Source organism: Acidovorax sp. Leaf160 (assembly GCF_001424265.1).
Lineage (GTDB): Bacteria > Pseudomonadota > Gammaproteobacteria > Burkholderiales > Burkholderiaceae_C > Paracidovorax.
Genome location: NZ_LMOV01000012.1, coordinates 549,234 through 571,967, shown reverse-complemented (window position 1 = coordinate 571,967; position 22,734 = coordinate 549,234). Strand labels below are relative to the sequence as shown.

Sequence of the window (22,734 nt, the reverse complement as noted above, 5' to 3'; positions counted from 1 at the left end):
TGCCGCGCGCCCTCCTGGTGAAAGAAGCCTCAGAACTTGTGCTGGTAGGTCAGCGTGTACGTGCGCCTGTCGTAGAGGGGCACGTACATGGTGGAGGACGTGGTCGCGTACAGCGTGCGGTCCGCCAGGTTCTTCACGCCCAGCCGCAGCGACCATTCGGGCTGCGTGTAGGAGATTCCGGCGTCGATACGGGCGCCACCCGGCAGGCGCGTGGCCGAGTCGGTGAATCCCATGCGGGAATCGCCCCAGGCACTGATGCCGAAGGCGAGGCCCACGCCGCGCAGTGGCTCCGACTGGAAGTCGTAGGTGCTCCACACGCTGGCCTGGCTGTCGGGGCCCAGGCCGGGCCGTGCCGTAGGATCCGACAGGCTTTTGCGCTTGTTGTAGGAGTAGTTGAAGATCAGGTTGAGCCCGCGCATGGGTTGGCCCGACGCCTCTAGTTCCACGCCCTGGGATCTCTGCCCGTCGATCAGGTCATTGCAGTTGAGCGGGCGGTTGCGTCGCAGGAGGTTGGTCTGATCGAGCTGGAACACGGCGGCCGACCAGGAGAAGCGGTCGTCCACGTTGCTCTTGATGCCCAGTTCCTTGCTCTTCGACAGGGTGGGCGGGGTCGCAGTCGAGTTGGTGCCGCAGATGGACAGGTCCGAGAAAAGCGGGGTGAAGCCTTCAGCATAGCTGCCGTAGATCGACGTGTTCCAGTCCAGGTTGTAGATCAGCCCGGCATTGACGGTGTTCTTGCTGAACGATCTCTGGGCGGACGTGGTCGTCGTGGGCGGTGTCGCGTACACGACGGTGCTGCCCGGGCCGAGGTCCATGCTCGAGTGGCGCAGGCCTGCCACCAGCGTCCACTTGTCCCATTTCACCGTGTCCTGGACGTAGAGGCCGCGCTGGGTTTGCGGCGCGTAGCTGCCGAACGACCGGCTGGCATCGCTGCGCTCGAGCGCCGGGAAGGGGTATTGCGTGGGCTGGCTGAACGGCACGGACACCCTGGGGCCCGTGTACTGGGTCAGGTCGTACGAATAGTCGGTATGGTTGACACCTGCCACGAGGTTCTGGTCCAGCGGCCCGGTCTTGAACTTGTAGCTCAGGTAATGGTCGCCGCTCGTCGTGGTCTGGTTCGAGCGGTTGATCGTGCCGCTGTAGCTCAGCAGCAGGTTGGGAACGCTGACCGGGAACTGGGGCGTCCACAGGTTCAGATCCTGATCGGTGCTGGCGCGCTGCATGCGGCTGGTGAACTGCAGCTTGTCGGAAAACGAATGCTGCAGCGTGTAGAACACCGAGTGGGTTTCGGTATCCACGCCATCGCTTCGGTTGCCGGGCAGGGTGGACGGAACCGGTTCGATGAAGCCCCGGATCGCGACCGTGTACCGGCCCAGGGGCGTGTGTGTCTTGGAGGCCGATGCGCCGAAGATGACGTCCGTGTCCGCATTCTTCCAGCGCAGTTCTCCCAATCCATAGTCCTGCGAGCGGCCGTCGTAGCCCGCGTCGCTGCCGTTGGCGCGCGTGGCCGATCCGATCACGCGGTAGCTGAACTCCTTGCTGTCGTTGATGGCACCCGCGAGGTCGATGGTTCCCGTGCGTTCGGCGTGGCTGCCGTAGCTGACCGACACGTCGCGGATGCGCTCGGTCGTCGGCTTCCTGGTGACGATGTTCAAGGTGCCGCCGAGGCTGTTCGCGCCGGCGAGCAGGGCCTGCGGTCCCTTGAGGATCTCGATGCGCTCCACGCCGGCGATGTTGGTCTTATAGGAGTCGGGATCGGTCAATCCATTGGAAAGCGTGGCGGCGGTCGTTGCGAAGCCGCGGATGTTGAACCCGCTGCCGCCCTGCGTGGCCGGTATCGTCACCACGCCCGCCACGTTCCTGAGTGCATCTTCGACCGAGGCGGATTGCTGGGTCTCCAGCACCTTGGCCGTCAGCACCGTGACCGACTGCGGCACGTCGAGCAGGTCGGCGCCGCCGCGCGTCGCGGTGGAGGAACTGGAGGCGCGGAAACCGGTTTCCGCCTCGTCGCGCTTGGCGGTGACGGCCACTGCCGCCAGTTGCTGCACGAACACGCGGATCGAACCGTCCGGGCCGGTATTCATGGTCAGGCCGCTGCCGGAGATGGCGGCCTGGATGGCGCCTTGCGAGCTGGTTTTCGCGGAGATGGCGGGAGCCTTGAGTCCTTGAACGTCAGCCTCTTCGAACTGGACACGCTTTCCGCTGGTTTTCGCGATGGCCTGCAGGGTGGCAGAGAGAGGCCCTGCAGGGATATTGAACTCCGTGCCCTCCGACACGGCTTGAGCGGTGGCAGGGGCGGGCCCTGCCTGCTGGGCATGCACGGCCGCCGGAAGGGCGAGTGCGAGTGCGGCACACACCGCGGTGGAGCGGAAAGGGGCCGGGCGGAGCATCGGGGACTTGGTGAACGGCATGGCGGAATCCTCTGGGGGCACGTGGTTAGCGAAATCGCTCTCAACAGATGCAATTAGTGTTCCATACGCCTTTTGCGCGGCTTGCTTGGCTAAGCCTTCGCGAGCCTTTTGGGCGCCGCCACGGCTATTGTCGTGACGTTGTCACTTTAAAAGTGTTTGGTACAGTTGAATTCTTGCACGCCTTTTCCACCCCAGGATCGGGGATTACACCGAGGACCGGTTCGTAAAGCCACGATGTGCATGCACCTGGTAGGGGAGCGACCCCCTCCTCGGTCGCATGGAGGTGCATCGGCACGACGGGCATGCCCCAGGACGGTGCCCTGCGACGTTTGCTGGGCAGGGGCGGCGCTGCCCTGGAGATTCCTCAGGGCTGTATGTATCAATTCATGGCGCGCGGAGGTGCTGCGTTCGAGGCGGTCTATCATCCGTGGCCGCCTTCTTCAAGTCCGTCCGACACGCGCATCCTCCATGGCACCCACCCCTTCGCAGAAGTTCGATACCCGCGCCAAGAAACAGGCAGCCTCCTCCGTTCCCCGCGCCAACGGAGCTCTGATCGACCGCATCTTCGAAGACGTCAAGGGTCGCGTCGAAAACCGGACGCTGGATCTCGGCGCGCGATTGCCGTCGGTGCGGGCGATGGCGGCCGAGATGGGCATCAGCAATGAAACCGTGTTGCGCGCCTACGACAAGCTGACGGCTGCCGGTTATCTGGAAGCACGCCGTGGTTCGGGTTTCTATGTGTCGCCACAGGCGCTGCAGGTGGGCAAGCCCGCGGAGTCGCATCCTTGGAGCGCGCCGCCGGCGCCCTACACCTGGGACCATCTGTTGCATGCCAGAAGCCCCTATGGCGCGTCTGCGCTCGGAACGCTGCCCGCCGAGTGGATCGGCACCGAAATGCTGTCCGGTGCCATGCAGGCACTGGCTGCCCGGCCGCCCACGAGCCTGTTCGAATACGCCGATGGACGGGGGTGGTTGCCGCTGCGCGAAGCCCTGTCAGCGCGGCTTCACAGGGCCGGCATCCATGCCACGGCCGACCAGATCGTGACCACCGCCGGTGCCACCGATGCGCTGGACCTGGTCGTCTGGTCGTTCCTCTACCCCGCCCAGTACGTTTTGGTGGAGGAGCCGGGCCCCTTCATCCACACCCAGCGGCTCCTGGCCAGCGGCCTCTGGATCTTGCGCGTTCGCCGCCTGGACGACGGCCCCGATCTGGAGCAACTCGCGGAACTGGCCGAGAAGTACCGGCCCAAGGCGTTCTTCTGCAGTTCGGTACTGCAGAACCCCACCTGCACGAGCATGTCGCCGCGCAAGGCCCACCAACTGCTCAAGCTTGCCGAGCAACACGATTTCTGGATCGTGGACGACGATTCCTACGGCGATCTGCTCCCGCGCGCCCAGCAGGGCGCTGTCACACGTCTGGCCGCCCTCGACCACTTCGAGCGCGTCATCCACATCGGCAGCTTTTCCAGGACCCTCTCGCCCGGCCTGCGGGCCGGGTTCCTGGCGGCCAGCGGACAGCGTCTGGAGCCCATGCTGCTGAGGCGATCGGTCGGCTCCATCCATTCGTCGCTGCTCTCCGACCAGGTCGTGCACCACGCGCTCGTCGAAGGCGGCTACGAGGTGCATTGCGAGAAGCTGCGCAAGAAGCTGGCCACAAGCGGCAAGGCGCTGCTGGCAAAAATCCGGGCCCGGGGCTGGCAGGCCGGGGACGCCGGGGCAGGCATGTACCTCTGGGTGTCGCTCGGCGATGGTGTGGATGCCCAGGGTGTCTGGGAGGTGCTGCGCGCGGACGGCGTGAGGGTCGCCAGCGAGATCGTTTTCGTGAGCCACACCGGGAATGCGCGCGTGCGTCTCAACATCGCGCGGACCGACGATGCGATGCTCGATCGGATCGCTGCCGCCGTCGATCAGGTGGCATCGCGAAGCCATCCCGCAGCGGGCGCGTGAACGAGCGCGCCGGCCCCAGGCGGTAGCTCCGGCGGCCGCACCGGAGCAGCGCGCTCACGCCGGCGGGCGAAGTCTCTGGCCCGGCGAGCCATCCTCCGCATGGCGCATGGCGCATGGGATTGCCTGGAGTAATGGGAGAGACCCGCGCGCGGGGCCCTCTCCCCCTGGCGTTGTGGCCTAGCCGCCCCGGGTGACCGGCACGCCGGCGTCGCGTCCGTAGCTGCCGTACTTGCCCAATTCCCACTTAGCGATGGCGTTGCGGTGCACTTCGTCCGGGCCGTCGGCAAAGCGCAGCGTGCGGGCGTTGGCGTAGGCGTAGGCGAGCGGGAAGTCGTCACACATGCCGCCGCCGCCATGCACCTGCATGGCCCAGTCGATCACCTGGCAGGCCATGCTGGGTGCGACCACCTTGATCATCGCGATCTCGGTGCGCGCGACCTTGTTGCCGGCCATGTCCATCAGCCAGGCGGCCTTCAGCGTGAGCAGGCGGGCCATGTCGATCTTGCAGCGGGCTTCGGCGATGCGCTCCTGCGTCACCGTCTGCTGCGCGACCGTCTTGCCGAAGGCCACGCGCGAGGAGGCGCGCTTGCACATCAGCTCCAGCGCGCGCTCGGCTAGGCCGATCAGGCGCATGCAGTGATGAATGCGGCCGGGGCCCAGGCGGCCCTGGGCGATCTCGAAGCCGCGGCCTTCGCCCAGCAGGATGTTGCCGGCCGGAACGCGCACGTTCTCGAAGGTCATCTCGACGTGGCCGTGCGGGGCGTCGTCGTAGCCGAACACGTTCAGCGGACGCAGCACAGTGATGCCGGGAGTGTCGGCCGGAACCAGCACCATGCTCTGCTGCGAATGGCGCGGGGCATCGGGGTCGGTCTTGCCCATGGTGATGAAGACCGCGCAGCGCGGGTCGGCCGCGCCCGAAATCCACCACTTGCGGCCGTTGATGACGTATTCGTCGCCCTGGCGTTCGATGCGTGTCTCGACATTGGTGGCGTCGCTGGAGGCGACGGCGGGCTCCGTCATGGCGAACGCCGAGCGGATCTTGCCTTCCAGCAGCGGCTTGAGCCAGCGCTGCTTGTTCTCCTCGCTGCCGTAGCGGGCGATGGTTTCCATGTTGCCGGTGTCGGGCGCAGAGCAGTTGAACACCTCGCTGGCCCATGGCACGCGGCCCATGATCTCGGCGAGCGGGGCGTACTCCTGGTTGGTCAGGCCCGCACCGTCGTAGCCCGACGCAGCGGCGCTGTCCACGGGCAGGAACAGGTTCCAGAGGCCCGCGGCGCGCGCCTTGGGCTTCAGGTCTTCGATGGTCTGCAGCGCGGTCCAGCGGCGCCCGGCGGCGGTGTTGGCGGCCAGTTCGGCGGCGTAAGCGGGCTCGGCGGGATAGACGTGGTCGTCCATGAACTTGAGCAGGCGCGCCTGCAAGTCCTTCGTTTTGGGGGAGTAGTCAAAGTCCATGGGGTCTCCGTTTGAAATCGGGGGGCGGGGCGAGCGTGCCCCGTGGGCGGGGCGCGCGGGGGCGGTCAGCCCTGCTGGGCGAAGCGCCAGGCCATTTCGGCCAGGGGACGGGCGCCTTCGCCGGATGAGCGCGCCTGCGCGCTGGAGGCCGTGCCTGCCTCGACCCGCTTGGCGATGCCCTGCAGGATGGCGGCGAGGCGGAACAGGTTGTAGGCCATGTAGAAGTTCCAGTCGCGGCGCAGCTCCTCGGGCGTGGCTTGGCCCGTACGTTCGCAGTAGCGGCGGATGTACTCGTCCTCGCTGGGAATGCCCAGGCCGGTCAGGTCCAGCCCGCCGATGCCCCGGAACGCGCCCGGCGGTATGTGCCAGGCCATGCAGTGGTAGCTGAAGTCCGCCAGCGGATGGCCCAGGGTGGACAGCTCCCAGTCCAGCACGGCGATCACGCGCGGCTCGGTCGGGTGGAACATCAGGTTGTCGAGCCGGAAGTCGCCATGCACGATGGAGACGCGCCGCTCGTCGCGGGCGCTGGCCGGCATGTGCGCGGGCAGCCATTCCATCAGCCGGTCCATCGCCTCGATGGGCTGCGTGATGGAGGCGACGTACTGCTTGCTCCAGCGCCCGATCTGCCGGTCGAAATAGTTGCCGGGCTTGCCGTATCCCGCCAGGCCGCGGTCGGCGAACGGCACGCTGTGCAGCGCCGCGATCACGCGGTTCATCTCGTCGTAGATCGCGGCGCGCTCGGCCGGCGCCATGCCGGGCAGGGACTGGTCCCACAGCACGCGGCCCTGCATGAACTCCATCACGTAGAAGGCGCGGCCGATGACCGACTCGTCCTCGCACAGCGCGAACATGCGCGGCACGGGCACTTCGGTGCCCGCCAGGCCGCTCATCACCGCGAACTCCCGCTCGATGGCGTGGGCCGACGGCAGCAGCTTGGCGACGGGGCCGGGCTTGGCCCGCATCACATAGCTCTGGCCCGGCGTGACCAGCTTGTAGGTGGGGTTGGACTGCCCGCCCTTGAACATCTCCACCGTGAGCGGGCCCGCGAAGCCCGGCACGTTCGCCTGCAGCCACGTGAGCAGCGCCCCCGTGTCGAAAGCATGTTGCTCGGAGACGGGGCGGGTGCCGATGAAGTGGTCGAAGTTGCTCATGGGTGGCTAGGGCCTGTTAACGCTGTGGAAGGGGTCGCTCCCTTCGGGCTGCCCCGCCAGCGCGATCCCTCCCATGGCGTGGCGGGCCCCGGGGCGTCGGGGCGGAAGGCGCGGCTCAGGTGTCGGACTCGGCGATGCGCAGCAGCGCGTCGCGGTCGCTCACCACCAGGCCGCCCGGCTCGATGCGGATGATGTCCTCGCGCTCCATTGCCTTCAGCTCCTGGTTCACCCGCTGGCGCGAGGCGCCCAGCAGCTGGGCCAGCTCTTCCTGCGCCAGCTGCAGGCCGATCCGCATCTCGGTGCCATGCGACAGGCTGGGAATGCCGTAGCTGCGCACCAGGTGCAGCAGCTGCTTGGCCAGCCGCGATCGCAGGGGCAGGGTGTTCAAGTCTTCCACCAGCCCGAACAGCTGGCGAATGCGCCGCGCATGCAGCCGCAGCATGGCCTCGTACAGCTCGGTGTGCAGGCCCAGGATCTTGCGGAAGTCGGCCTTGGCCACGCACAGGATCGTCGTGTCGCCATGGGCATAGGCATCGTGCGTGCGCCGGTCTCCGTCGAATATCGCCACGTCGCCGAACCAGATGCCCGGCTCCACATAGGTCAGCGTGATCTGCTTGCCCGAGATGGAGGTGGAGCTGACGCGCACCGCACCCTTGGCACAGGCAATCCACTCCTCGGGCGGGTCGCCGCGCGCGGCGATCAGTCCACCGTCCTTGAAGCGTTTGACGTAAGCGCATCGAAGTATGTCGTGCCGAAGTGAGGGAGAGAGTGAGGAAAACCAGCGACCGGTATTGATCGCCTCGCGTTCGTCGATGGTAAGAATGGGGTCGTCCATGTTCTGTCGTTTGCGTGACTGGTCTGAAGGCCATTGTCGCGTGCGGGACCGGCCCTCCTGGCGAGGGTTGTCACTTGCGTGTCAAAGCGGCAAGACAGGCGCCGGCAAGGGCCGGCACGGGATGCGGTGACGCGGCTGCGCAGCGGCCTGGGCGTGCCCGCCGGCCGCGCGCGGCGCGACGGGCCGCTCAGAGCAGGCGGCGAAACGGTTCAAGCCGAATCAGCCTCAGGCGCTTGCCAGTCAAGCGCTTTCCGCTATCTCATGGATAGCGGTGCGGGCGTTTTTCCAGGAACGTAGCGATGGCTTCGCCCGTGGCCGGATGCTGGGCATTGCGCACGAAATGGTCGCGCTCCGCCGCCAGGTGCGCCGTGAGCGGCTGCGCGGGCGCTTCGCTCAGCAACTCCTTCGTGCTGGCCAGCGCGTGGGGGGCGCGTTCGTTCAGCAGCTGGGCCAGCGCAAGCGCCTCGTGCAGGGCGCGCCCCGGCTCGGCCAGACGGTTGACGATACCCAGCGCATGCAGGCGCTCGGCATCGACGCGCTCGCCCAGCATCAGCCATTCGGAGGCCAGCTGCCGTGGCACGGAATGCGGCAGGGCCCACGAAGCGCCGCCATCGGCCGACAGGCCCATGCGGCTGTTTGGGAAAGCGAATGCCGCGTTGCGCGCAGCCACCAGCAGGTCGCAGGCCAGCGCGAGCGAGAAACCGCTGCCGGTGGCCGCACCTTCGACCGCCGCGATCACGGGCTTGGGATAGGTGCGGATCGTCTCGATCCAGCTGTGCAGGCCCTCGACCGCCATCGCCTGCGCTTCGGCACCCTGCTGCCGGCGGGCCTGCAGTTGCTGCAGATGGGTGCCCACGCTGAAGTCGCCGTCCGCGCCGGTGATGACCACGCTGCGCACATCGTCGCTGCGCTCGGCCACGCTCAGCGCTTCCACCCCAGCGGCATAGAGCGATTCGTCGAAGGCGTTGCGCGCATCCGGGTGGCGCAGGGTGAGGATCAGGGTCTTGCCCTGGCTGGTGCTGAGGAGTTCTGCGGGCATGGGCGGGCGGGCGGGTGGGCTGGGTTTCAGTCTTCGACGTGCGTCAGGCTCAGGCCGATGGCGCCGCGGCGGCGCAGCCAGGGGCTCGGCCGGTAGCGCGTGTCGCCATACACCGTCTGCATGTTGAAAAGCACTTCGAGGATGTTCGTCGGCCCCCAGCGGTCGCCCATGGCCAGTGGGCCGAGCGGATAGCCCAGGCCCAGGGTCACGGCGGTTTCCAGGTCCTTGGGGGTGCACACGCGCTGCTGGCAGATGTCGCTGGCGATGTTGATGATGGTGGCCACCACGCGCTGCGTGACGAAGCCGCCGCTGTCGCGGACCACGCTCACCGCCTTGCCGTCGCGGGCGAAGAGGGCATGCGCCGCGTCGCGGATGTCGTTGCGCGTGGCCGGGTTGGTGGCCAGCACGCGGCGGCGGGTGGCGGCATCGTCCACCAGCATGTCGATGCCGACGGTGCGCGCGGGGTCCAGCCGCTCGACCACGGCCACCGTGGTCACGTCGAAGCCCAGCGGCGCCACCAGCGTGATGGCGGTGGAGGAGGGCGAGGCGCCGGTTTCGATGCGGGCGCCCAGGTCCTTGAGCAACTGGTAGAGCTCCGCGCGGCGCGAGGCGCGCGGCGACACCCACACCGGCGGCATCTCGCCCACCTGGGGCACGGGCGACTCGGCCGGCAGCTGCGCCACGCCGTCGGCGTACCGGTAGAAGCCTTCGCCCGTCTTGCGGCCCAGCAGGCCGCCGGCCAGGCGTTGCGCGGTGATGACGCTGGGGCGAAAGCGCGCCTCTTCGTAGTACTGGTGGTAGATCGACTCCATCACCGGGTGGGACACGTCGAGCGCCGTCAGGTCCATCAGCTCGAAAGGCCCCAGGCGGAAGCCGACCTGGTCGCGCAGGACGCGGTCCACCGTCGCGAAATCGGTCACGCCTTCGCTCACGATCCGCAGCGCCTCGGTGCCGAAGCCCCGGCCGGCATGGTTGACGATGAAGCCGGGCGTGTCCTGCGCGCTGACCGGCGTGTGTCCCATCTGCCGCGCGAACTCGGACAGCCGGGTGGTCACCTCCGGGGCGGTCTTCAGCCCTGCAATCACCTCCACCACCTTCATCAGCGGCACCGGATTGAAGAAGTGAAAGCCCGCCAGCCGCTCAGGATTTTGCAGTGCAGCACCCAGGGCGGTGATGGAAAGCGAGGACGTATTGCTTGCCAGCACTGCATCTGCTGCAACAATGGATTCCAACTGACGAAGGAGATCTCGCTTGGCATCGAGCTGCTCGACGATGGCTTCCACCACCAGCTGCGCGTCGGCCAGGTCTGGCAGGCCGTCCACCGCGACCAACTGGTCATGCCAGCGGTCCGCGTCGCCCTGTTCGATGCGGCCCTTGGCCACGAGGCGCAGCCACTGCTGGCGCAGGTCTTCGCGGGCCGCAGATGCGGCTCCTGGGCGAGTGTCGAAAAGCTTCACCCGGCTGCCCGCCTGGGCAGCGATCTGCGCGATGCCGCGCCCCATGGCGCCCGTTCCCACAAGGCCCACCGTGCTGAATGTCTTGGTCATGGGGCGCCATTATGGAGGGGCCCCATAGGGGCGACCTGTGCAAGAATCACGCAGCAACAAAAGAAACTATTGTGAAAATCAGTAACGCCATCTTGGGAGTCGGGCTGTCGGTCGCTGCATGCAGCGCTGGCGCGTTGTCGCTGGGTAACAGCCGCGGCGCCGTGGTGCTCGGCGCACCCGTGGACCTGACCTTCGATGTGACGCCTGACCCGGGCAGCGACGTGGCGTCGTCATGCATCACTGCGAAGCTCGTCTCGGGCTCCACGCCCATCGCAGATTCCAAGGTGCAAGTCACGCCCGTGCAGGGTGCCGGCACCCCGCGCGTCCGCGTGCGGGCTTTCATCTCCGCCGACGAGCCGGTGCTCACGGCCACGCTGACGGGCGGCTGCTCCGGCGCCATCACCCGCCAATACACCTTTCTCGCCGAACTGCCCGAGACCGCAGCGGCCAACGCTGCCGCCGGTGGTGGCAGCCGCCCGGTGGATCTGGGCAGGCTCGCGCAGGGCGCCCCGGCCGGTGCCCCCGCTGACGGCGCTGGCGCTTCGCGCGCAGCGGCGGCTGCAGCAGCGCGCGGCACGGCTGGCGATACGGCGGGTGCGCGCGCCCCGGCGCCAGCCACCAACGCCGCCGCCGCCACGCCGGCGCGCCGTGCCGTTCCCGCCAACCGGAACGCCGCAGCCGCATCGCGTGCGGCTCCGGCGCGCACGCGCGCGGCAGCGGCTTCGGCCACTGCGGCCCCGGCCGAGGCACCCAAGCCGCGCCTGGTGATGGAACCGCTGGAAGTCTGGCTCGAATCGCCGTTGACCCTGCGCAGTTCGCAGGAGCTGCCCGCACCGGCCGCCACCGCCAGCGACGCCCGGCGCGCAGAGGCCGCTGCCCTCTGGCGTGCCTTGAACACGCCACCCGAGGAGGTGCAGAAGTCAGCCGGCCGCATCACCCAGCTGGAGGCCGATGCCGCCACCCAGCGCGCGCAGGCAGGCACTGAGCGCGCCGCCGCCGCCGATCTGCGCCAGCGCCTGGAGGCCGCGGAATCCGAGCGCTTCCCCGCCGTGATCGTCTATGCGCTGATTGCGCTGCTGCTCATCGCCGTGGCGCTCGCCTATTGGCTCTGGAGCCGCTCGCGGCGCGCTGCCGCCACGGGCTGGATGCATTCGGTCGAAGCCAGCAACCGGCCGGGCGAGGGGGTGATCCTCGAAGGCGCCGAGGGCGCGGAATCGCTCCAGAGCCGCCCCTCAGACGCAGACCGCTGGGATGCGCCGATCAGCGTGTCTCCATCGCCCGCGCCTGGCTGGGCCAAGCAGCCGGCGGCCAGCGTGCCCGCAACCGCCGCAACTGCCGCAGCCGCTGCTGCCGCCACGGCTGCCAGTCGCCAGAAGCCCCCCTTGACCGCCGCGTCTGCCGCGAAGCCGTCTGCGGCGATGGAGCCAGCAGCCTCGGCTGCGGCCGTGGCCGCCGCTGCCGGCGCCTCGGCCGTGCTGGCCGCCAAGTCGTCGGGCGGTGTCGCCCACCCAGCGGCTGCGCGGGACGAGCGGCAACCCGGTCCCGAAGCGCTGTTCGACGTCCAGCAGCAGGCTGAATTCTTCGTCTCCGTCGGCGAGCACGACCAGGCCATCGGCGTGCTGCAGAAGTTCATTGCAGCGCATGGCAGCACCTCGCCGTCTGCCTACCTGGAGCTGCTGCGCCTCTTCCACACGCTGAGCCGGGCCGAGGCGTTCAACGAGCTGAGCGAGCGTTTCCAGGCGTTCTTCAATGCGCGCGTGCCCGACTTCACCGCCTTCCACCGGCCCGGCCGCACGCTGCTCGAATACCCGGACACTCTGGCGCGGATCGAAGCCATCTGGCCGACGCCCGAAGTGATCGACTGGATCGCCAACTGCGTGTTCCTCACCGAGGGCACCGTGTGCGAAGAGCCCTTCGATCTGGCCGCTTTCGAGGATTTGCTGCTGCTGCTGTCGATCGCCCAGACCACGGCGCCTTCGGACCGTGGTGCGCCGGGGCCGCGTGAACGCACGACCCCGCTGGCGGGCGACGCCGGCGCTTATCCGGCCGGTGCCGCCGCCCTGGGCGGCAGTGCGGTGGCTGCGGTGCCTGCCATCGACATGCTGCCGGACCTGTCGTTCGATTCGTCGTTCGGCGACCTGCCCGCCACGCCGCCGCGTCCACCCGCGCCCGCGCCAGGGCTGGTGGTGGATTCCTTCGATCTCGATCTCGACCTGGACCTGTCGGAGCCCACCCCCCAGGCCGGCGGCAACGCACCGGGCTTTGCGGGAGCGCCGTCCTCGCCGACCACCCAGCCGGCAGGTTTCGGCTCCGCCAGCGACCGGTTCGAAGTCAGCTTCGAGCTGGAAGAACAGCAAAAGCGGCCCAAACCCGAATAGACGCGGATGGAACGGGTGCTTGAACGTCAAAAAGGGGCAGCGATGCCCCTTTTTGCATGGCCCAACGCCTGGGCCCGCCGCCTGGACCCAGCGCCCGGAGGCGGCCGCGCGCGCGGCGGCCTTGCTGCTCGCGGCAGCTGCGTTCAGGCCGGGGCCATCGCGCGCATCAGTTCGGCCGCAGCGGCTTCCGGCTCGGGCGCGTTGACCAGCGCCCGTACCACGGCGATGGAGCCCACTCCCGTGGCCAGCACGTCGGGAAACTGCGACAGGCCGATACCCCCGATGGCCACTTGCGGATAGCCGCGCATCAGGCGGGCGTAGGCGGCGAGTCGCGCCAGCCCCTGCGGCACCGTCGCCATCTTCTTGAGGGTGGTGGGGAACACCGCACCCATGGCCACGTAGCTCGGGCTCGCGGCATCGGCGCGCACCATCTCGGCATAGCCGTGGGTGCTGACGCCCAGGCGCAGTCCCGCGCTCCGCAGGGCCTCCAGCTGATCGGGCGCCAGCGCGTCCAGATCTTCCTGGCCGAGGTGCACGCCGTAGGCGCCCGCTTCGATGGCCTGGCGCCAGTGGTCGTTGATGAACAGCAGCGCCGAGGTGCCGCGCACGGCCTGCACCGCAGCGCGCACCTCGCGGTCGATGGCCGCCGCATCGCCCGACTTGAAGCGCAGCTGCACCGTGGGCACGCCGGCCCGCGCCATGCGACCGACCCAGTCAGCGTCCGGCAGCACCGCGTAGAGCCCCAGCGCGTCAGGGCAGGGCGGGAAGGCCCGTGCATGCGGGCGCGGCTGCAGCCCGAAGTCCGCCGGCTCGTCGGGCCAGCGGGCGGCGTCGAAGCGGCCCAGCCGGCGCGTCTGCGCGGCCCAGGCCCGTGCCAGCGCGCGCGCGTCGTGTGCGATGAAGCCCAGCGCGCTGCAGGCCCGGAAGGCGGTCTGCGCGACCGGGTCGTCCAGGCCGGCTGCGGCGTCGGCAGTCACCGGCTGCGCCGGAAAGTCGGCGTAGTCGGCGCCGTGGTGGGCCCGGATGGACCGCGCCAGCGAGTCGACATCGGCCAGGGAGAGGGGTGCGGAATCAGCCATGGTCGTGGTGCCAGAAAGGGGTGCCCAGCACCGGCGTGCTGGGCTGGGCCGCGTCCTGCGCGGTCATGGCGCCGGCGGTGCGAGCCGCGCGGCCCGCGCTGACGGCGTCGGCGAAAGCGCCGGCCATGGCGACCGGGTCGGTGGCCAGGGCTACGGCCGTGTTCAGCAGCACGCCGTCATAGCCCCATTCCATGACCTGGCAGGCATGCGAGGGCAGGCCCAGTCCGGCATCGACCAGCATGGGCACGTCCAGCCGCTCGCGCAGCAGTTGCAGCGCGTAGGGGTTGACGGGGCCGCGGCCGGTGCCGATGGGCGCCGCCCAGGGCATGACGGCCTGGCAGCCGACGTCCACCAGGCGCTGGCAGAGCACCAGGTCTTCGGTGCAGTACGGCAGCACCTGGAAGCCGTCGCGGATGAGCTGCTCGGCGGCGGACACCAGGTTCAGCGTGTCGGGCTGCAGCGTGTAGTCGTCGCCGATGAGCTCGAGCTTGATCCAGGGCGTGTCGAACACCTCGCGCGCCATCTGCGCGGTGGTGATGGCTTCCTGCACGCTGTGGCAGCCGGCGGTGTTGGGCAGCACCGGCACGTTCAGCTGGCGCAGCAGCTCCCAGAAGCTGCTGCCGGTTTCGGCCGCGTTGCTGCCCTGGCGGCGAAGCGACGCGGTCACCATGGCCGGCTGCGCGCGGCGCACGGCGGCTTCGAGCACGGCGGGCGACGGGTAGCGGGCGGTGCCCAGCAGCAGCCGGCTCTGGAAGGTCTGGCCGTAGAGCACCAGCGCGTCGGCGCTGTCGGCAGTCGGGGAGGGAGATGGAAGCGGCATGGAGATGGGTCTGGTGAAGCGGGATGGTCGAGCGTGTTCAGCCGCCCGTGACGGGTGCGATGATCTCGACCCGGTCGCCCTCGGCGAGCGCGTGCTGTTCGTAGCGGCCCTTGGGCACGAACTGCAGGTTCACGGCCACGGCGAAAGGCGGGCGGGCACCGGCATGGGCGATGGCATCGGACACGGTGGCGGCGGGTGGCAGCTCGGCGGCGGCCTGGTTGATGAGGATGTTCATGGGACAGTGCAGGAATCGGAGGCCGGTGCCGCCTGCTGCGCGGGGTGCAGCTGCAGCGCTAGGTCAAACCGGGAGGCAAGGGGCGATTGTCCGGTGTGCAGCACCTGCAGCACGACGTCGAGCATCGCCGGGGCGATCATGAAGCCGTGCCGGTAGAGACCGTTGACCTCCAGCACCCGCTCGGCCGTCCGGCGGACGGCGGGAAGATTGTCGGGCAGGGTGGGGCGGCACTGCGTGGCGATCTCGATGATGCGCGCCTCGGCGAAGCCGCTGTGCACGGCGTAGGCCGCGCTCAGCAGTTCGAGGGTGGAGCGCGCGCTGGCGGGCGACAAATCGTCCGACTCGATCTCGGTGGCGCCGATCACGAAGAGGTGGTCTTCCTTCGGCGCGATATAGATGGGATAGCGCGGGTGCACGATGCGGGTGGGCCGCTGCAGCGTGACCTCGGGCGCATGCAGCCGCACCACCTCGCCGCGCACGCCGCGCAGCGCCGGCCACTGGCCGCGCGCGCCCAGGCCCCGGCAGTCGATCACCCAGTCGGGTTGGCCGGACTGTCCGGGGCGGAAGTCTTCCGGGCCGCGTGCGCTGTGCCAGTACAGCGTGACCGGCAATTCCGCCAGCGTCGCCTCCAGCGCGGCCAGCAGCTGGCGGTTGTCCAGCTGGCCCTCGCCCGGCAGGTAAAGGCCCTGCGCGAAGCGGTGCGCCACAGCGGGCTCCAGTGCCGCCACCCCGGCGCTGTCCAACACCTGCATGGCGGGAAGGTCGGGCAGCGCGGCCTGGTTGCGCTCCAGCGTGCCGCGCAGCCGGGCCGCATCGGTAGCGTCCTGCCGGTGCCAGAGGATCAGCGTGCCGTTCTGCTGGAAATAGACGGGCGCGGCCAGCGGAGCCAGCAGCTCGGGCCAGCGGCCCAGGGCGTGCTGGCCCATGCGCACCACGCCGGGCTCGGTCACGGCAGATTCCGCCAGGGGCGCCAGCATGGCCGCCGCCACCCGCGCGGCCGACCCTTCCGCGCCCGGGCCGGCGGCGTCGTACAGGTCGATGCGGTGCCCCTCGCGCGCCAGCGCCACGGCCAGCAGCCGGCCCATGAGGCCCGCGCCCAGCACGGTGATGGAGGAAGGGGATTGCAGCAGGGGGAACATCGTCGTCCGTCGTCGGTCAGGCCAGGCTGGAGGGAAGGCAGACAAAACGGGTGGTTCCGATGTTGAAACTCCCCACGCCAGCATGACCTGGATCGGGTGGCGGGGCCTGCCGCGCGGCGCTGCAAGCGCCAGGGCGTCGGTCAAAGGCCCCAGGGTATTTCTCAGTCGCCGCCTGAACCGTCCCCCGAAGGGCCGGGTGGGCAGGACACCCCTGTTTCGTCCGTGCCGCGAATTACAGCACATCGACCGAAGCCCTGCGGTGGGCGTGGAGCTGCCTGCCTGCCTGCCTGCTTGCTTGCTTGCTAGGGGCGGGCGACGAAGCCACGCGCCGACGGCCGTGCGGCATGCTCGATAATTTTTGCCATGAACGTCCACGACCACAATTCGCCGGCCGGTGTCGCACCCGCGCCTGCGCCTGCGCCTGCAACCGCTCCCGGGCCTGCACCGGGTGGCCGGCGCTATGCCCGCGTGCTCTCCATCGCCGGCTCCGACAGCGGCGGCGGCGCCGGCATTCAGGCCGACCTGAAAACCTTCAGCGCGCTCGGCTGCTACGGCATGACGGCGATCACCGCCATCACGGCGCAGAACACGATGGGGGTGCGCGGCATCCACGGCATTCCGCCCGCGATGCTGCGCGCGCAGATCGACGCCGTGGTGGAGGACATCGGCGTCGATGCGGTCAAGATCGGCATGCTCCACTCGCCCGAGGTGGTCCGCGTGGTGGCCGACGCCATTCGCTCGCACGGCCTGCCGCATGTGGTGCTCGACCCGGTGATGGTTGCGACCAGCGGCGACCGGCTCATCGCTACCGAGACGGTGGGCGCGCTGGTGGGCGAGCTGTTTCCGCTGGCCGCGCTCGTCACGCCCAACCTGGACGAAGCCGGCTGGCTGCTGGGCCGCACCATTGGCGGCATCGACGACCTCGATGCCGCCGCCGACGATCTGCTGGCCCTGGGCGCACGTGCCGTGCTGCTCAAGGGCGGCCACCTGCCGGGCGACTGGGTGGTGGACGTGCTGGCCGGCGCGGGCGACTCGCCCGGTGCGGGCCACGAGCGGCTGCAGTCCGCCCGCATCGTCACGCACAACGGGCATGGCACGGGGTGCACGCTGTCGTCGGCCATCGCCTCGCACCTGGCGCTGGGCCTGCCGCTGGCCGCCGCCGTGCGGGCCGCGCGGGCCTACATCCTTGCGGCGATCGCCGCGGGGGCCGACGTGCGCACCGGCCGCGGGCACGGGCCGCTGAACCACGGCCATGCGCCGGTCGCGCAGCATATCCTGGGCTGACCGGGGCCGGGCCCGGCCGAGGCCCGGCGCCTCACCAACCCCAGGCCAGCCGGCGGGCGACCCAGCCCTTCTGGCCGCCCTCGCGCTGCACCTGCGCCCAGCCATCGGTCTTCTTCAGCGTGCGCACCACCTCCAGATGCTGCAGCTTGCCCACCACCTTGTGGCGCGGCCCGGGGCCGGCGCGCAGATTGGCGCTGGAGCCGGTCACCACCATGTGCGGCGTCCGGGCGGTGAGCGGGGCGTACACCCAGCCCAGCGTCGATTCGAAGTCGCGCACGCGCAGCCATGAGCCCTTGCGCTGCGTCACCTGCAGCGGGTAGCCGGTCCCCAGTTCCCAGAGCGTGTCGGACCGGGTGGACGGCGTCTCGCGCACGTTGACGCTCGAGCCCTTGATGCTGACGAAACTCTGCGCACTGGCCGTGGCGGCCGCAGTGAGCAGCAGACCGGCAGAGAGCAGGGCGGCCAGCGCCCTGCGCGGCAGCGGCGAGCGGGTGTCGCCAACGGCAGGGCAGTGGGCGGTGTGGGGGGCATGGGTCTGGGCTGGGGTCAAATCGGGCACAGGGCGAGAACTCCTTGGATCGAGAGGATGGAAGAGGGCACGCCGATGAGGGCGCGCAGGAAAGCGAACCCCGGTGGAGAAACCCGTGCCAGTGAAGTTCCTGCTTTTTTGGGCCCCGGCCCAAAGGCCGCCCGCCGGGCCGTGCTTCCAAGTTCATAGCGGAGTGCGCAGACGCTGCGGGCATTTCAAGGCGAATCGGCTTGATATGCCCGTTCATATTGCGCTCGTCGCTATCAAAGGGATAGCAATCGCGCCCCGACAATAGCGCCTGGCCAAACCGCCCGTTTCTCTCCATCTCCGAGCGCGCCTTGCCCCAACTACCCGACTACGCGGAGCTGCACTGCCTCTCCAACTTCAGCTTCCAGCGTGGGGCCTCGCATCCGCACGAGCTGGTGGCGCAGGCCGTGGCCCTGGGCTACGAGGCGCTGGCGATCACCGACGAATGCTCTGTGGCGGGCGTGGTGCGGGCGCATGTCGCGGCGGTGCAGCAGGGCCTGCGGCTCATCCTGGGCGCGGAGTTCGCCTTCGGCCCGCTCACCCTGGTCGCCCTGGCCCGTGACCTGGAAGGCTGGGGCAACCTCTGCGAATTCATCACCGCCGCCCGCCAGGGCGTGCCCAAGGGGCAGTACCGGGTCGATGCGATGTCGCCGTTCCACCTGCTGCAGGGCTGCGAGGTGTTGATCGCGCCGCAGCGTGCCCACTTCACCGACGCGGGCGACCTGCCGGCGCTGCGCGGCTGCCTGCAGGCCGCCCTGGCGCAGCTGGACGCGAGCAGCGCCTGGCTGGCGGTGGAGCTGCACCTGCTGCAGGACGACAACCTCTGGCTGCATACCCTCGAAAGCGTGGGCGCCGAACTGGGCCTGCCGCTGGTGGCCGCGGGCGACGTGCACATGCACCAGCGCAACCGCAAGCGGCTGCAGGACGTGATCACCGCCGTGCGGCTGGGGCGGCCGGTGGCGGAATGCGGCTTCGAACTGCAGGCCAATGCCGAGCGCTACCTGCGTCCCCGCGTGCGGCTGGCGGGCACCTACCCGCCCGAGCTGCTGGCCGCCACGCTGGAGGTGGCGAGCCGCTGCACCTTCGACCTGCGCGAAATCCGTTACCGCTACCCGCTGGAAAGCGTGCTGCCCGGCATGACGGCGCAACAAACCCTGGCCTGGCTCACTTGGCAGGGCGTGGAGGCCCGCTTCCCGGAAGGCGTGCCGCCCCGGATCGAGGCGCAGATCCACAAGGAGCTGGACCTGATCGCCGACCGGGGGTACGAGATGTACTTCCTCACGGTGCACGACATCGTGCGGTTCGCGCGCAGCGTCGGCATCCTCTGCCAGGGGCGCGGCTCGGCGGCCAACTCGGCGGTGTGCTACTACCTCGGCATCACGGCGGTGGACCCGGCCACCTCGCATCTGCTGTTCGAGCGCTTCATCAGCAAGGAGCGCAGCGAGCCGCCCGACATCGACGTGGACTTCGAGCACGACCGGCGCGACCAGGTCATCCAGTACATCTACGCCAAGTACGGCCGCGACCGCGCCGCCATCACCGCCGTGGTGACCTGCTACCGCACCCGCAGCGCGCTGCGCGACGTGGGCAAGGCGCTGGGCGTTCCGCCCGAGCTGATCGACGCCTTCGCCAAGGACCACCACTGGTTCGACGAAGCCATTGCCGAGGAGCGGCTGCAGGAGCTGGCCGATGCCTGCGGCGTGCCGTTGCCGGCGCACCTGACCGCGCTGTGGCTGGAGCTGTCCCGCCAGTTGAAGGACTTTCCGCGCCACCTGAGCCAGCACGTCGGCGGCTTCGTGCTCACCCAGGGGCCGCTGACCCGGCTGGTGCCCGTGGAGCCGGCCACCATGAAGGACCGCTCGATCATCCAGTGGGACAAGGACGACCTGGACGTCGTTCAGATGCTGAAGGTGGACGTGCTGGCGCTGGGCATGCTGAGCGCGCTGCGCCGCGGGCTGGACGCGCGTGCGGCCCTGCGCGGCGAGCGCTGGGACCTGCAGGCCATCCCCAACGAGGACCCGGCCACCTACGAGATGATCTGCCGTGCCGACACCGTGGGCGTGTTCCAGATCGAGAGCCGCGCGCAGATGAGCATGCTGCCGCGTCTGCAGCCGCGCACGCTGTACGACCTGGTGGTGGAGGTCGCGATCGTGCGGCCCGGCCCCATCCAGGGCGGCATGGTGCACCCCTACCTGGAGGCGCGCGAACGCCAGCGCCAGTGGGTGGCGGCCGGCAACGAAGGTCCGCTGCCCATCGAGTACGAAAAGCTGAGGGGCGCGCTCGGGCGGACCCTCGGCGTGCCGATCTTCCAGGAGCAGGTGATGCAGATCGCCATGCAGGCGGGCGGCTTCACCGCCGGGCAGGCGGACGACCTGCGCCGATCGATGGCGGCCTGGCGGCGCAAGGGCGGCGTGCACCGCTTCGAGGGGCTGCTCAAGGAAGGCATGCGCCAGCGCGACTACCCGGCCGAATTCGCAGATCGCATCTTCCAGCAGATTCTGGGCTTCGGCGAATACGGCTTTCCGGAAAGCCACGCCTACAGCTTCGCGCAGCTGGCCTATTCCAGCAGCTGGCTCAAGCGGCACGAGCCGGCGGCCTTCCTCTGCGCGCTGCTGAATTCGCAGCCCATGGGGTTCTACAGCCCGTCCCAGTTGGTGCAGGACGCCCGCCGGCACGGGGTGCGGGTGCTGCCCATCGACGTGTCGCACAGCGAGGTGGACAGCACGCTGGAAGGCGAGCTGCTGCCGCTGCCGCAGGTGGATCTGCCGCAGCCGGCGGTGCGGCTGGGCCTGCGGCTGGTGGCCGGGCTCGACTCGGCGGCGGCCGAGCGCGTGGTGCAGGCGCGGCTCGGCCGGCAGGCCACTGGCGACGCATCGACGCCGGCCTTCGCTTCCACGCAGGAACTGGCGCTGGTCGCCCGGCTGGAACGCCACCACCTGCAGACCCTGGCCGCCGCCGATGCGCTGCATTCCCTGTCGGGCCACCGCCGCCAGCAGGCCTGGGACGCCGCCGCGCAGCTGCGGGCGCCCCCACTGCTGCGCGACGCGCCCGTGGAGGAGGCTCCGCTCGACATGCCCGAGGCCGAAGAGGGCGAGGAGATCTTGTTCGACTACGCCGCCACGGGCTTCACGCTGCGCCGCCATCCGCTGGCCCTGCTGCGACCGCGGCTGGACCGCTGGCGACTGCGTACCACCCTGCAATTGCAGAGCGCGGGCGATGGCGACCGGGTGCGCGCCTGCGGCATCGTCACCGTGCGGCAGCGGCCGGGTTCGGCCAAGGGCACCATGTTCGTCACGCTGGAAGACGAGACCGGCTCGGTCAACGTCATCGTCTGGCCCGCGCTGGTAGAGACTTGGCGGGCGCCGCTTCTGCGGGCGCGGCTGCTGGCGGTGGAAGGCGTCTGGCAGAGCATCACGCCCGCGGGCAGCCAGACGACGGTGCGCCACCTGGTGGCGCAGCGCTTTCGCGACCTGACCGACCTGCTGGGCCGCATGGCCCAGGCGCTGGACGGCAGTCGGGACTTTCACTGAAGCCAGTCCCAGGGCTTGCCCCTTCCCGGTGCCCGACCACCGAGGCTGCACTGCCATCAAAGCCAAGCCTGCCTAGGGAGGGCCGGTCGGCCGCCAGGGCGAGGGCAGCAGCTCGTAGAGTGGCGACGGGTCCCGCAGCAGCGGCTGCGGCCCCGGCGCTGGCAGGACGGGCAGCAGTTCGCCCGGCTGGCTCACGTCGAAGCGGGCCAGTTGCTGCATCCAGCCAATGTCGACGCCGCCACCGGCCGCCGGGCGGGAATAGATGAGTTCCAGCATGCGCCGCGCGGGCGCCGAACCCCGGGCGGCGGCCTGCTGGTAGAGACGGATGGCCTCGGCATAGTTGGAGGGCACGCCCATGCCCCGGTGGAAGCGCTGCGCCTGCTGGAACAGTTCCGCGACGGTCTGCGGTTCGGGCGTGTCCACCTCGCTGTCCCCCGGCTGCGCGGCGACGGCCCGCGCCGAGGCCCGCGGCGGCGCCGGCACCGTGCGCGCGGAAGCCGCAGGCGCTGCGTCGTCCGCCGGGCGGCTGGACAGGCGCTGCAGGTTGGCGGCCGCAGCCGGCGAGCGGGGCGCCCCGCTGCGCAGCAGCTCCAGGGCTGCGCGGGTGCGTCCCCGCGCGACGTTCTCCAGCGCCAGCTCGTTCTGCGCACCGGCGCTGCCGGCCCGCGCGGCCCGCGCTAGCAGCGCCTGGTGCGGCGGCGCGGCCTCCTCGGTGGGCGCGGCACCCGGCGGGCCCTGCGGGCGTGCCGTCGGCAGGGGCGCCAGTCGTGTGGCCACGAACCATTCCAGGTACAGCGCCAGGGCCGGGTCGGCCGTCCGCAGCTGGGCGATCCAGGGCCGCGCTGCGGCCGGGTCGGGCGGGCCGCCGCAGCCATCGATGTCGCACCAGGCCAGGCCTGCGGCAGCCAGCGGGTGGCCGGCTTGGCGGGCCCTGTCGAACCAGTGCCGGGCCTGGGCGGCGTCGGCCGGCATGCCGATGCCGTGCAGCGCGAGCAGGCCGAGCGTCCATGCCGCGTCGCGCTGCGCCGGGGAGGCCGGCTGCAGGGTGCCCCCGCCTCGGCGAACGGGCGCCGGGGGGCCGGGCCTGCCATCGGGCTCGGCAAGGGCCGCGCCGGAACCTTCTGCCAGGGCCCGCAGCCGCTGGGTGGCCGGGCTGGGCGCCGCCGCGCCGCTGCCCGGCAGCCCGGGCGAAGCCGGGGTCACCGCGTCGGGCCCGATCACCGGCCCCTGCGCCTGCGCCGCTGGCGCCACAAAGCTGGCGGCAGCCTGCGCGACCGGCGGGGCACCCGCAAGGGCCACGCACGCTGCAGCCAGCGCCGCGCGCACGGGGC

At 70.1% G+C, this 22,734-nt stretch carries 16 protein-coding genes; 4 read left to right on the top strand and 12 right to left on the bottom strand.

What is annotated here, in order from left to right:
- Positions 1-29: 29 nt before the first annotated feature.
- On the bottom strand, positions 30-2,411 hold the full coding sequence (locus tag ASF94_RS09150) for a TonB-dependent siderophore receptor (RefSeq protein WP_056664602.1): 2,382 nt from the start codon (positions 2,409-2,411) through the stop codon (positions 30-32).
- Between the two features lie 468 nt (positions 2,412-2,879).
- On the opposite strand from ASF94_RS09150, the gene ASF94_RS09145 reads away from it, so the two are divergent.
- On the top strand, positions 2,880-4,358 hold the full coding sequence (locus ASF94_RS09145; protein WP_056664600.1) for a PLP-dependent aminotransferase family protein: 1,479 nt from the start codon (positions 2,880-2,882) through the stop codon (positions 4,356-4,358).
- A 177-nt stretch (positions 4,359-4,535) separates the two neighbouring features.
- On the opposite strand, the gene ASF94_RS09140 is transcribed toward ASF94_RS09145, so the two are convergent.
- The 5 genes from ASF94_RS09140 to ASF94_RS09120 form a co-directional block, all read right to left on the bottom strand.
- The gene (locus ASF94_RS09140; RefSeq protein ID WP_056664598.1) at positions 4,536-5,810 is read right to left on the bottom strand and encodes an acyl-CoA dehydrogenase family protein; all 1,275 of its coding nucleotides are present in this window, start codon (positions 5,808-5,810) and stop codon (positions 4,536-4,538) included.
- 65 nt (positions 5,811-5,875) lie between these two features.
- Positions 5,876-6,961: a phosphotransferase gene (locus tag ASF94_RS09135; RefSeq protein WP_056664595.1), complete on the bottom strand. Its 1,086-nt coding sequence runs from the start codon at positions 6,959-6,961 to the stop codon at positions 5,876-5,878.
- Positions 6,962-7,076: 115 nt separating this feature from the next.
- Positions 7,077-7,796 (bottom strand): Crp/Fnr family transcriptional regulator, encoded by a 720-nt coding sequence (locus tag ASF94_RS09130; RefSeq protein WP_056664592.1) that lies wholly within the window; start codon positions 7,794-7,796, stop codon positions 7,077-7,079.
- 259 nt (positions 7,797-8,055) lie between these two features.
- Positions 8,056-8,835 (bottom strand): oxepin-CoA hydrolase, alternative type, encoded by a 780-nt coding sequence (locus ASF94_RS09125; RefSeq protein WP_056664589.1) that lies wholly within the window; start codon positions 8,833-8,835, stop codon positions 8,056-8,058.
- 26 nt (positions 8,836-8,861) lie between these two features.
- A complete protein-coding gene (locus ASF94_RS09120; protein ID WP_056664586.1) occupies positions 8,862-10,382 on the bottom strand; it encodes a 3-hydroxyacyl-CoA dehydrogenase in 1,521 nt (506 codons plus the stop codon).
- 71 nt (positions 10,383-10,453) lie between these two features.
- Here ASF94_RS09120 and ASF94_RS09115 point away from each other — a divergent pair, with 71 nt between their 5' ends.
- A complete protein-coding gene (locus ASF94_RS09115) occupies positions 10,454-12,760 on the top strand; it encodes a hypothetical protein (RefSeq protein ID WP_235505308.1) in 2,307 nt (768 codons plus the stop codon).
- 143 nt (positions 12,761-12,903) lie between these two features.
- Here ASF94_RS09115 and ASF94_RS09110 read toward each other — a convergent pair whose 3' ends face one another.
- From ASF94_RS09110 to ASF94_RS09095, 4 genes are read right to left on the bottom strand one after another with little or no spacing between them, the layout of a single operon-like run.
- Positions 12,904-13,839 (bottom strand): thiamine phosphate synthase, encoded by a 936-nt coding sequence (locus ASF94_RS09110; RefSeq protein ID WP_056664581.1) that lies wholly within the window; start codon positions 13,837-13,839, stop codon positions 12,904-12,906.
- On the bottom strand, positions 13,832-14,659 hold the full coding sequence (locus tag ASF94_RS09105) for a thiazole synthase (RefSeq protein WP_056664578.1): 828 nt from the start codon (positions 14,657-14,659) through the stop codon (positions 13,832-13,834). Before ASF94_RS09105 ends, ASF94_RS09110 begins: the two co-directional genes overlap by 8 nt.
- Positions 14,660-14,696: 37 nt before the next feature.
- The gene (gene thiS / locus ASF94_RS09100; RefSeq protein ID WP_056664575.1) at positions 14,697-14,894 is read right to left on the bottom strand and encodes a sulfur carrier protein ThiS; all 198 of its coding nucleotides are present in this window, start codon (positions 14,892-14,894) and stop codon (positions 14,697-14,699) included.
- A complete protein-coding gene (locus tag ASF94_RS09095; protein WP_056664572.1) occupies positions 14,891-16,033 on the bottom strand; it encodes an FAD-dependent oxidoreductase in 1,143 nt (380 codons plus the stop codon). The genes thiS and ASF94_RS09095 overlap by 4 nt, the downstream gene beginning before the upstream one ends.
- Before the next feature lie 363 nt (positions 16,034-16,396).
- On the opposite strand from ASF94_RS09095, the gene thiD reads away from it, so the two are divergent.
- Positions 16,397-17,317, top strand: a complete 921-nt coding sequence (thiD, locus tag ASF94_RS09090) for a bifunctional hydroxymethylpyrimidine kinase/phosphomethylpyrimidine kinase (RefSeq protein ID WP_082493106.1) — start codon at positions 16,397-16,399, stop codon at positions 17,315-17,317.
- A 31-nt stretch (positions 17,318-17,348) separates the two neighbouring features.
- Here the strand turns inward: thiD and ASF94_RS09085 are convergent, their stop codons facing one another.
- Positions 17,349-17,798 carry an SH3 domain-containing protein gene (locus tag ASF94_RS09085; RefSeq protein ID WP_056664946.1) on the bottom strand — a complete coding sequence of 150 codons (450 nt, stop codon included), beginning with the start codon at positions 17,796-17,798 and terminating at the stop codon, positions 17,349-17,351.
- 386 nt (positions 17,799-18,184) lie between these two features.
- On the opposite strand from ASF94_RS09085, the gene ASF94_RS09080 reads away from it, so the two are divergent.
- A complete protein-coding gene (locus ASF94_RS09080) occupies positions 18,185-21,403 on the top strand; it encodes an error-prone DNA polymerase (RefSeq protein WP_082493105.1) in 3,219 nt (1,072 codons plus the stop codon).
- 72 nt (positions 21,404-21,475) lie between these two features.
- Here ASF94_RS09080 and ASF94_RS09075 read toward each other — a convergent pair whose 3' ends face one another.
- On the bottom strand, positions 21,476-22,702 hold the full coding sequence (locus ASF94_RS09075; protein WP_235505307.1) for an SEL1-like repeat protein: 1,227 nt from the start codon (positions 22,700-22,702) through the stop codon (positions 21,476-21,478).
- Positions 22,703-22,734: the final 32 nt, after the last annotated feature.